The organism is Streptomyces sp. NPDC056373, from assembly GCF_042262425.1.
Lineage (GTDB): Bacteria > Actinomycetota > Actinomycetes > Streptomycetales > Streptomycetaceae > Streptomyces.
In genome coordinates, this window is the sequence record NZ_JBHJPX010000018.1 from 34424 (window position 1) to 44325 (window position 9902).

Annotated in this window: 10 protein-coding genes; 6 read left to right on the forward strand and 4 right to left on the reverse strand. The window is 72.7% G+C overall.

The window, feature by feature from the left end; translation table 11 throughout:
• Nucleotides 1-115: 115 nt before the first annotated feature.
• Nucleotides 116-679 (reverse strand): hemerythrin domain-containing protein, encoded by a 564-nt coding sequence (locus ACFCXS_RS32305; RefSeq protein WP_376646905.1) that lies wholly within the window; start codon nt 677-679, stop codon nt 116-118.
• A gap of 68 nt (nt 680-747) precedes the next feature.
• Nucleotides 748-1281, reverse strand: coding sequence for a DoxX family protein (locus ACFCXS_RS32310; RefSeq protein ID WP_376646906.1), 534 nt, complete (start codon nt 1279-1281; stop codon nt 748-750).
• Between the two features lie 118 nt (nt 1282-1399).
• On the opposite strand from ACFCXS_RS32310, the gene ACFCXS_RS32315 reads away from it, so the two are divergent.
• The 6 genes from ACFCXS_RS32315 to ACFCXS_RS32340 all read left to right on the forward strand — a co-directional run bounded on the left by ACFCXS_RS32315 (nt 1400) and on the right by ACFCXS_RS32340 (nt 6335).
• Nucleotides 1400-2155: an aminoacid decarboxylase gene (locus ACFCXS_RS32315; RefSeq protein WP_376646907.1), complete on the forward strand. Its 756-nt coding sequence runs from the start codon at nt 1400-1402 to the stop codon at nt 2153-2155.
• A gap of 149 nt (nt 2156-2304) precedes the next feature.
• Nucleotides 2305-2493 (forward strand): hypothetical protein, encoded by a 189-nt coding sequence (locus ACFCXS_RS32320; protein WP_376646908.1) that lies wholly within the window; start codon nt 2305-2307, stop codon nt 2491-2493.
• A gap of 20 nt (nt 2494-2513) precedes the next feature.
• On the forward strand, nt 2514-3209 hold the full coding sequence (locus ACFCXS_RS32325) for a hypothetical protein (RefSeq protein WP_376646909.1): 696 nt from the start codon (nt 2514-2516) through the stop codon (nt 3207-3209).
• Entirely contained in the window at nt 3206-4168 is a 963-nt protein-coding gene (locus ACFCXS_RS32330) for a DUF6895 family protein (protein WP_376646910.1), read from the forward strand. Before ACFCXS_RS32325 ends, ACFCXS_RS32330 begins: the two co-directional genes overlap by 4 nt.
• On the forward strand, nt 4165-5082 hold the full coding sequence (locus tag ACFCXS_RS32335; RefSeq protein WP_376646911.1) for a DUF6895 family protein: 918 nt from the start codon (nt 4165-4167) through the stop codon (nt 5080-5082). The genes ACFCXS_RS32330 and ACFCXS_RS32335 overlap by 4 nt, the downstream gene beginning before the upstream one ends.
• A gap of 152 nt (nt 5083-5234) precedes the next feature.
• Nucleotides 5235-6335: a serine hydrolase domain-containing protein gene (locus tag ACFCXS_RS32340; RefSeq protein ID WP_376647029.1), complete on the forward strand. Its 1101-nt coding sequence runs from the start codon at nt 5235-5237 to the stop codon at nt 6333-6335.
• Nucleotides 6336-6396: 61 nt separating this feature from the next.
• Here ACFCXS_RS32340 and ACFCXS_RS32345 read toward each other — a convergent pair whose 3' ends face one another.
• Nucleotides 6397-7764, reverse strand: a complete 1368-nt coding sequence (locus ACFCXS_RS32345) for an alpha-lytic protease prodomain-containing protein (protein ID WP_376646912.1) — start codon at nt 7762-7764, stop codon at nt 6397-6399.
• 145 nt (nt 7765-7909) lie between these two features.
• Nucleotides 7910-9574: an alkaline phosphatase D family protein gene (locus ACFCXS_RS32350; RefSeq protein WP_376646913.1), complete on the reverse strand. Its 1665-nt coding sequence runs from the start codon at nt 9572-9574 to the stop codon at nt 7910-7912.
• Nucleotides 9575-9902 lie beyond the last annotated feature (328 nt).

Genomic DNA, 9902 nt, shown 5'->3' on the forward strand with positions numbered 1-9902 from the left:
CCCCACTGTGGGGTTGAACACCCGGGGGCCCCCCCCGGGTTTGCCACACCCGCCCGCGCCCGCGGGGCCCCCCGCCCGGGGCCCGGGGCCCCGCTTCCGCAGGGGGTGAGCCGGCTCACCCGGACTTGCCGCGGCCGCTCAGTGCGTCCCGCAGCCGGTCCACCATCCCGGTGCCCGGAGCCAGGAGCTTGTTGGCCGGTGGTTTGTCGGGGGCCGCCGGGTGGGGCCGGGTCGGGGCGGTCTTCTTGGCCTTGCGCACCTTGTCGCCGAGCTCGTTGAGCGTGTCCATCGGACAGGCCTGCCGCAGCCGCGGGAAGAGGTTGCCCTCCTCGTCGGCGATGTGCGAGCGGATCTCGCTCATCAGCATGCCCATCAGCCGGTCGAAGTCGGCGTCGCCCGGGTCGCAGCCCTCCAGGTCCTTCATGATCTGCTCGGCCGTGGCGTGGTCCTTCAGTTCCTGATCGGCGAGGGCGTCCCCGCCCGCCACGTGTTCACGTACGGCGGGGTAGAGGTAGGCCTCCTCGGCCACCGAGTGCCGTACGAGCTCCATGGTGACCTGGTCGGCGTACATCTTGCGGTCCTGGTGGCCGGACGGCAGTGTCTCGATCTTGCCGAACATCTCCTCGACCTCGCGGTGATCGGTCATCAGCTCGTCGATGACGTTTCCTCCGTGTCCCATCTCCTTCACCTCCAGCGCTCGGGTCCCCCTGGCCCCGGGGGGTTAACGTGCGGTCCGCCGGGTGCCGCTCAGGCGGGGAGCTTGGCCCGGACCCGCCCGACCGCGGTGGCCGGCCGTGCGGTGGCGCGGACGGAGCGGCGCACCAGGCCCGCGTCGCGCCGCAGGCCCCGGGCGGCGTGGGTGCCGCGCCACACCACAGAGGGGCGGGCGCCGGTGTCGTCGGCGGCGATCAGCAGTCCGCCGAGCATGGACATGTTCTTGAGGAAGTGGATGCGCTGCTGTGCCCGCTCCTCGGGGTCCCGCGCCTCCCAGAAGCGGTGTCCCGCCAGTGTGGTGGGCACCAGCGTGGCGGCGATGGCCAGCGCGGCAGGGCGCGGCACGCGACCCGTGGCCAGCATCAGCCCCGCCGCGACCTGTACGGCGCCGCTGAGCCGCACGACCTGCTCGGTGCGGTCCGGCAGAGCCGGGACGCGCTCGGTGACCGGTTGGACGACAGGCTCGGCGGCGTCGGCGACCTGCTTCGGGTCGCGGACGGAGTTCATGCCGCCCGCGAGGAACATCGAGGCCAGCATGGGGCGGCCGAGCACACGCAACAGACTCATGGCCCTCTCCAGGGAGTCGGTGGGTACAGCGCTCGACGGGTTCCCCAGCCGGAGCCGAACCACTCACCCCGCCCGGTGCAGCGCCCACGCGTCCTCGCGCAGCAGGACGTCCCCGGCGGTGCACGACCGCGTGTCGCCCGAGGCCCCCGCGCAGCGGGAGGACCTGCTCGTTACCACCAGCGCGTCCTCGCTCGTCTACGCCATGCTCGACGGCTGGCGCCGTCAGATGGTCGAACACGGCCGTGAACTGCTGGACGCGGCCGTCCGCCGTGCGGAACGCATCCGGGCGGCGATCGCCGAACTGCCGGGTCCGCGCCCCATGGGCCGGGAGATCGTGGAGGAGGGGCTCGCCGCCGACCTCGACCCGCTCAAGATCGTGATCGATGTCCGCAAGCTCGGCCTGAGCGGCATGCAGGCCGTGGAGTGGCTGCACGTCCACCGCCACGTGGACGTCGGAGGCTCGGACAGCTGCAGCATCAGCGCCTCCATCACCCATGCGGACGACGACGAGACCGAAGAGATCCTCCTGGACGCCCTGCGTGCGCTCGTCGAACACGCGGACTCCGTCGAACGCCGCCCGCCGGTCCGGCTGCCCGAACCCTCGGTGCTGGAACTGGAGCAGGCCATGCTGCCCCGCGCGGCGTTCTTCGCCCCGGTCGAACACGTGCCCGCCGACCGGGCCGCGGGCCGCATCGCCGCGGAGACGATCAGCCCCTGTCCGCCGGGCGTCCCCGTGGTGGCACCCGGCGAAGTCATCACCGACGCGGTGCTGGACTACCTGCGCAGCGGCGCCGAGCACGGCGTCCTGATCCCGGACGCGGCCGATTCCTCCGTGCGCACGCTCCGGGTCGTGGCCCGCGCTGAGCAGCCATGACGTTGCAGCGGCAACTGCCGTGAGCCAAGTAATTCATGTGCGAGATGTTGAATAAGTGACGCAAATAAACTTCTGCGTCAGTTGGCATGATTTGTCCCCATCGGGTGCACTAGAGAAGAAGCATCCACTTCAGCAAAGGAGATGGTGCAATGACTGCCACGGAGAAGGTCACCAAGGAACTGACAGGCATCCGGAGTGCCGACATCGAAGCCGCGCTCGACCCGGCAGAAGCCGACGGCATCTACCGCGACAGCCGCGAGTGCGCCGCACTCGCGCTGTTCAAGGGCGGCTTCGGCCTGCTCCTGTCGCCGCCCACCCCGCGCCCCAAGAAGGGCTAGTGGACCAACAGGAGTAGAAGATGGAGCAGTCAGGCACTTCGTCCCTCTTGCAGGACGCGGTGCAGGACCTGGCTTCCGCCGTGGTCTCCGCTCTCCGGAGCGGAGACCACGCTCGTGCGGCCGCCCCCGAGCGGGCCCACGGGGAAGCCGAGGACCTCGCCCTCGCGGCCGTACGTGTGCTGGGAGCCGACGCGTTGCTGCCGAGCACCCTTGTGCACACCCCGCCCCAGCCCGACGAACTCGCCGTGTTCCGCAAGGCCGTGGAGGCCTACCCGCCCCGAGCCGACGCCGCACCCACCGTCCGGTGGAGCCACTGGGCCATGCGAACCACGCTGCGGCGGCTCGACCCCGGCTACGCCGACGCCCCGCACCAGGAGCCCGACGCCGCCTGGCTCGAGGACGCGACCTGGCAACTCCTGACCCACCAGCTGGCGGTCCTGGCCGCCCTCGCCGTGCCGGGGGAGGACTGCGCGGTGGCCCGCGCGGCACGGCAGCGTCCGGTCGACGTCGCCCGGGGCTTCGTGCGCGCGGTGCGCCGCAGGGACTGGCGGCAGGCGGCCGGCGCCGGCCGCTGGCTGACCCTGCTGGAGGACGTACCGCAGACGCTGGGACTCGGCAACGGCCTGGACTTCGTGGAACTGATGGGCGGTCAGGACCCGCTCGTGGCGCTGCACGTGAGTGCGGCACGGCTCACGCGGACGGGAGCGTTCGTGTGAGGGACGCACGGGGGACACGGCAGGTGGCCGAGGACGCGCTGGCATGGGTGTCGGCACATCGCGCGCAGTTCGCGCTGGGCGAGGACGCGCTGGCCGCCGACGGACAGGTGAACCGCAGCTGGAAGCCGCTCGGCGAACTGGCCCAGGTGTGCGCGACCGTGTGCCGGCACACCGCGCCCCCGGATCCGCTCCACGCCTGCGCGGCCGACCTGATGGCCTTCGCCTGGCAGGAGACCGGCCGGGGCGAGCTCTTCCTGCGCCTGCAGCGGCTGGAGCCCTTCGCCACCTACCCCTTGGAGGTGTACGCCGCCATGGCCGCGGCGGGCCTGCGCCACCGGGGCTACGAGGCGGCCGCCGCCACCGTGGCACGCACCCGCGGCTGGCAGCTCACCGAGCAGGAGCCCACCCGGCGGCTCGGCGTCCTGAACGCCGAGGGCCGCAGCGGCGTCCGGCAGTCCGACGCGCTGCCGCGGGCGCTGCGGCGCACCTGGCTGGCCGGGCTGCCCGAGCCCTGGACCTTCGAACAGTCCTCCGGCTATGCCCTCACCCACGTGGTCTTCCACCTCACCGACTGGGGACGAGCCGGGCCCGCGGGACTCCCACCCGACCTCGCCGGCTACCTGGCCGACTGGCTGCCGCCCTGGCTCGACACCTGTCTGGACGCCGGGATGTGGGACCTCGGCTGCGAGCTGCTGGCCGTGGCGGCGAGCCTGCCCCTGCTGCCCGAACCCGCCGTCCTGCACGACGCCTGGGCGCGGATCGCGGCGGTGCAGCACCCTCTCGGCGCGGTCCCGGAGCAGGGCAGCGGAGCGGACCACGACAGCAGCCCGGACTTCCTGTCCCACTACCACCCCACCCTCATGGCGGCCTTCGCGGCGACCCTGACCACCGGGCGGCTCGACGACGGGGCCCGGGCAGCCACGCACCACCGGCCCGGCGGACAAGGAGTGCTGGGATGACCGACACCCGCCTGATCCACAACGTCGGAGTGGGCGCCCTGGAATGGCTGTGGGCACACCGCGACGGATTCGAGCTGGAACCCGATGTCGACCCCGAGGTCGGCTTCCTGGAGCGCTTCAAACCCATCGGCGAACTGGCCATGATCTGCAAGGTGCTGTTCCGTGAGGGTGTCGCGGGGTCGCGGCAGGCGCAGCTGGCCCGGCAACTCATCGACCACGCCTGGCGCGAGACACTCGACGGCGGCCGCATGCTGGTGCGCGGACAGCTCACGGAGCCCATCTCCCCCATCCCCTTCGAGGTGTACCTGCCCTTCAAGGAACTCGGCTACAGCCAGCCGGAGGTGGAGCGGGCAGCCGCCCTGAACCACCGGATCGACAGCTGGGCGGCCTTCGAGGCGACCCCCACCCGCCGGCTCGGCCTGTCCGCGTTCCAGCGCCGGTTCGGCCTGCGGCCCCGGCCGCCGGAGTCCGAGGTCAGGGACACGACCTGGCTGGCCCGCACCCCCGAGCCCTGGACGGTGGAGGGGCACATCGCCTACGACATCACGCACAACGTGTTCCACCTGACCGACTGGGGCGAGAGGCCGGACGGTCTGCCGCCCGCCACAGCCGACTACCTCGCCACCTGGCTGCCGGTCTGGATCGACGACTGGCTGGATCTGGAACGCTGGGATCTGCTCGGCGAACTGCTGGTGGTCGACGCCTGCCTGCCCCGTCCGACCCTGGACGAACGGGCCTGGCAGGGCTTCGCCGCGGCCCAGCAGCCCGACGGCGCCATGCCCGCCCTGCGGACGATGCCGCAGGGAACGCCGGACGAGGTGTTCGACATCGTCTACCACCCCACCCTGGTGGCCGCCTACGCCTCACTGCTGGCCACATCCCGCTCCCTGTCCCTGCTGGCGCCCGCGTCATGACGTCCCGTCGGCCCGCCCCCTGGCCGGGCGGACCGCTCGGCGACGCCGAATCAGCGGCGGACGAGTCGCCGGCCGTACGCCACACGCCGGCCCATGAGAAGCCGGAGGCCGCGCGCGGCATGCCCGCGGACCGGCCCCCCGTCCCCTACGACATGCCGTCGGACGGGTCCCGGCACCTGCGCGCCGCGCCGGCGACCGCGGGAGGTGCCCCATGCGTTCAGTCGCCCGAATCCGCCCCCGACGACGCCGGTCCGCTCCGTGAGCGGCTCGCCGAAGCCGTCACCGCGTCCGACGCCCCGCATGTGGTGTTCGCCCTCTCCCGGCGCGGGCGCCGCAGCGTCGTGAGCGGCGGCACCGTCCCGTCCCCGCCGCTCGCCCGTGAGAACCTGCGCTACGAGATCGGCTCGGCGACGAAGACGTTCACCGGGCTGCTGCTGGCCCGGATGATCGCCAGCGGCCGGCTGACCGGTGGTGAACCGGCCGCCGCCCTCCTGGACAGGGGGCGCCGGCCGGGTGCTGACCCGGTGACGCTCGCCCACCTGATCACACACACCTCCGGACTGCCCGCCCTGCCCGCCGCGTTCTTCCTCCGGGGCCTGCCCGCCTGGACGACCAACCCCTACGCCCGCTTCCCCAAGGACCGGGTCGTCGACGCGTTCCTGCGCCACCGGCCGCGCCACCGCCCCGGCACCCGGTGGCGCTACTCCAACTTCGGCGTCGCCGTCCTCGGCCACGCACTGTCCACCGCGACCGGCACCCCCTGGGAGGACCTGCTCACCGACCAGGTCCTGCGCCCCCTCGGCCTGGGCGCCACGACCCTGCGCGCGGACGACTCCGGTCTCGACGCCCCCGGGCACGGAAGGGACGGCGTCTCCCCCGTCCCCGCCTTCGACGCCGGAGGCTTCCAGGCAGCGGGTGCCGTACGGGCCACGCCGCACGACCTGCTCACCTTCCTGGAGGCCCATCTGGACCCGACCGGCGTGTCAGCGCACCTCGCCCCCGCCCTGCGGGCGGTGCGCCGCGCCGTGCTGCGCAGGGGCATCGGGCACCGGCACGTCCACACCATCGCCTGGTTCCGTCACCCGACGGACGGCGGACCGATGTACTTCCACAGCGGCGCGACCCTCGGCCACCAGGCGTTCCTGGGATTTCGCCCCGACACCGGCACCGCCCTGGCCGCGGTGTGCACCCGCCGCTTCCGCGCCCATGATCCGTTCCTGGCCACCGCGTACGCGCTGCTGGCCCAGGAGTAGCGGGCCCCACCCGGCGCCGACGGTACGTGCCGCGCGGACGCCGGACAGTTCTGACCCCTCGTCACACCCGCCGCCACAGGGCGGGCGTTCCCGTGGGCGCCCAGGCACCCTGGGCCTGGTGGGTCTGCAGGCACCGGTAGCGCACACCGGCGTGCATCACGGTGGCACCGGCTTCGTAGACCCGGCCCACCGCCCACGCCTGCGTGACGGTGCCCTGCGGGGGCGCCGATTCCACGGCGGCGGTCTTCAGGGTGAGGCCGAAGTCGCTGAGCAGCGCATTGATCGGCTGGTAGAACGTGGTGCCCCCGCTACTGCAGTCACCCGTACCGCCGGAGGTCACGCCCTGCGCCTGGACGCCCGCGACGAAGGGCCCGCCGGAGTCGCCCGGCTCGGCGCACACCGTCGTCCGGGTCAGCCCGTCCACCCTGCCCTGGGCGTAGCTGACGCTGGTGTCGTGCTGCTCGATGCTGCCGCAGTGCCACCCGGTGGTGGAGCCGGAGCGGCAGACGGCGGCCCCGACGAGCGCCTGGACCGAGCCGGTGATCTGCACCTTCTGGTCGCCCTCGGCCCGCACGTTCGCGGTGGTGCTCCACTGGTCGTTGACGGCGACCCACGACATGTCCTTGCCCGGGAACGTGGAGGCCTGGAACGTGCCCTGCGCCGTCCTGTCGAAGCCGGTGGTCGTGTCGCCCTTCTTGCCGCAGTGGCCCGCCGAGGCGAAGCCCTGCTGTGCGCCCTTCGTGACGGAGAAACCGATCGAACACCGGGCGGCGTTGTTGATGTAGTAGGCGTCGCCGCCGGTGATGTCCGCCAGGAGGCGCGGCCGCTCCGCCGTCACCTTGACGCCGACGCCCTTGCCGTCGAGGCCGGCTGCCTTGATCAACGCGGCGGCCGCGGCCTTGGTCCGGGCCTCCACGCCGACCCGGTTCGCCGGGACGTCGACGTACCACAGATGCGTGTCGCGGGTGCCGACGCGGGACGCCGCCCGGTCCAGCTTCTGCTTCGCGGCCGTCAGGTCGCGCAGCGTCTTCTTCACGACGGCCGCTGTGGCGCCCTGGGCCTTGATGGCGGGCACGTCCGTGGCCTTGGTGGTCGCCACCACGAGCTCCTGCGAGGTCGCGCCGCGCAGCCAGGCCCCCGCGAAACGGTTGCCCAGCGCATTGCGCAGCAGCCCTGCCCGGGTGCCCGCCTCCGCCTCGTTGATCAGCCGCCGGGAGGCCTGGGCCCGGGTCAGCCCGAGGTCGCGCTCCAGGGCGCGCAGCAGCGGAGCCGACGGACGGTCGGCGCCGAGGGTATGGGCGGTCGAGGGCAACGGACCCGCGGGGGGTGCCGGTTCGGCCGCCACGGCGGACGGGAACCCGGTGGCGAGGAGCGCGCCGAGTGCGGTCAGGGCCGCCCGGCGGCCGGTCACGGCATGTCTGTGGGCCATTCGGTGTGTCTCCTTCGATCGCGTGGAACTGCCGGCGAGGCCATATGCCTTGCCGGAGCGGCCCGGAGTGATGTCCCGGGCCGCTCCGTTTCGCGCCTCGGTGCGGGGAAGGGCGCCATGTGCAGTACTGCGGACGCCCGGCGTGTCACGTGGACTTCAGGCCGGGCGAACCCACCTCCGTGACGAAGGACGCGGTCGTCGAGATGGTGCCCCCGGGCGTGTTGATGGCCGAGACGGTCCGGAAGTCGACCTGGGCGTTCTCGCGGCCCAGCTCGACCCGGACGTAGCCGCGCCGGCCGTCGTAGTACTTCATGTGGGGGTTGGCCTTCATGAACGTGTCCCAGTTGTCGGGCTTGCTGGTTCCGTTCCCGCCGCTGGCGATGGACGTGCAGGTCACCTCCGTGCCCAGCGTCCTGGACTGCGGGTCGTCGAAGTCGTCCTTGATGTCGAAGGCGTAGCCGACGTGGACATCGCCCGTGAGGACCATCCAGTTGTCGATGCCGGCGGCTTTCGCGCCCGCCACGACCCGGTCGCGGGAGGCCCGGTAGCCGTCCCAGGCGTCCATGGAGACCCGGGCTGGCTCGGTCAGGTCGAACTTGCGCTGGGAGAAGCACACCTGTTGGGGCATCACGTTCCACAGGGCGCCGGAGTTGCGCCAGCCGTCCAGGAGCCAGCCCTCCTGCGCGGCACCCGTGAGCGTGCGGGCCGGATCGTCCGACTCGCTGCCCGGCGCGTGCGGCCGGTCGGCGTAGGCCTGGTCGGAGCGGTACTGGCGGGTGTCGAGGATGTCGAACTGGGCGAGCGAACCCCAGGCCAGCCGGCGGTACAACCGGGCATCGGGGCCCTGCGGCAGCTGCTCGGCACGCAGCGGCTGGTTCTCCCAGTAGGCGCGGTAGGCGGCGGCGCGTCGCACCAGGAACTGCTCCTGGGGGCTGCCGTTCTCGTCGAGGCCGCCCGCGTAGTTGTTCTCCGTCTCGTGGTCGTCCCAGGTGACGAGGAACGGGTGCCGGGCGTGCGCGGCGATCAGGTCCGGGTCGCTCTTGTAGAGCGCGTAGCGCAGCCGGTAGTCCGCCAGGGTGGTCGTCTCGCGGTTGAAGACGTCAGGCAGTTTGCGGTCGGTGTAGCGACGGGCCCCGCCGGTGGAGTCGACCGGGTACTCGTACAGGTAGTCGCCGAGGTGGAACACCACGTCGACGTCCTCCTGCGCCAGATGGCGAAACGCCGTGTAGTAGCCGTCCTGGTAGGCCTGGCAGGCCACGGCGGCCAGGCGCATGCCCGCGGTGTCCGTACCGGGGGCCGGCGCCGTACGGGTCCGGCCGGTGGGGCTGATCCAGGTGCCCACGCGGAACCGGTAGTGGTAGTGGCTGTCCGGCATCAGGCCCTTGACGTCGACGTGCACGCTGTGGGCGTACTCGGGATGGGCCGTGGCGGTGCCCTCCTGCGCGACGATCGCGAACCCCTCGTCCAGGGCGACTTCCCAGGAGACGACGACCCGCTGCCGGCCCAGGCCGCCGTCCTCGGCGAACGGCTCGGGTGCCAGCCGGGTCCAGATCAGCACCGAGTCGGACAGCGGGTCGCCGGAGGCCACACCGAGGGTGAACGGGTCGTCGGACACCCGGGCGGCGTCGAGTTCGGGAGCGGCGGTGGCGCCGCGGGCCGGCCGGTTGGTGGCGAAGGCGAGCATCGCCGCCGCCGCGGTGACCGTCAGGAACCGGCGGCGGGCGACGTGCGGCGCGGCGGTGCGCAGCACGTCGTCGTGCGGGGAGAAAGCATGCTCGGACGGTGCTCTTCGACGGCCCGTCAGCGCCATCTGGTGTCCTCTCGTACGGGGCGGTTGCGCTCCCGTCTTGATGCATGGGGACATCGTCGGCGTGCGGAGCGCGGAGCTCGCATGCTAAGCAGACAAAATGCCTTAAACGGGCACGACGTGCGGGTGGTTCACACCACAGGCGGTACACCGGCGGCTCGGTGCGCGCGGTCGGCGGGCGCCGGAGAACACCGCGCCGGCGAAACGCCGGCGGAGGCACACCCGAAGTCCGTCAGCCGGGGGACGCCGGCGGACGGGCGTCGGGGGTGACGGAAGGGTGGCGGCACGGTTGGCCGTCGACGCGGGCGCCGCGCGCGCCGGGTAACGTACC

Coding starts and splice junctions, on each gene's coding strand:
- ACFCXS_RS32305 (WP_376646905.1), bottom strand. CDS start 679: ATGGGACACGGAGGAAACGTCATCGACGAGCTGATGACCGATCACCGC.
- ACFCXS_RS32310 (WP_376646906.1), bottom strand. CDS start 1,281: ATGAGTCTGTTGCGTGTGCTCGGCCGCCCCATGCTGGCCTCGATGTTC.
- ACFCXS_RS32320 (WP_376646908.1), top strand. CDS start 2,305: ATGACTGCCACGGAGAAGGTCACCAAGGAACTGACAGGCATCCGGAGT.
- ACFCXS_RS32325 (WP_376646909.1), top strand. CDS start 2,514: ATGGAGCAGTCAGGCACTTCGTCCCTCTTGCAGGACGCGGTGCAGGAC.
- ACFCXS_RS32335 (WP_376646911.1), top strand. CDS start 4,165: ATGACCGACACCCGCCTGATCCACAACGTCGGAGTGGGCGCCCTGGAA.
- ACFCXS_RS32340 (WP_376647029.1), top strand. CDS start 5,235: ATGCCGTCGGACGGGTCCCGGCACCTGCGCGCCGCGCCGGCGACCGCG.
- ACFCXS_RS32345 (WP_376646912.1), bottom strand. CDS start 7,764: ATGGCCCACAGACATGCCGTGACCGGCCGCCGGGCGGCCCTGACCGCA.
- ACFCXS_RS32350 (WP_376646913.1), bottom strand. CDS start 9,574: ATGGCGCTGACGGGCCGTCGAAGAGCACCGTCCGAGCATGCTTTCTCC.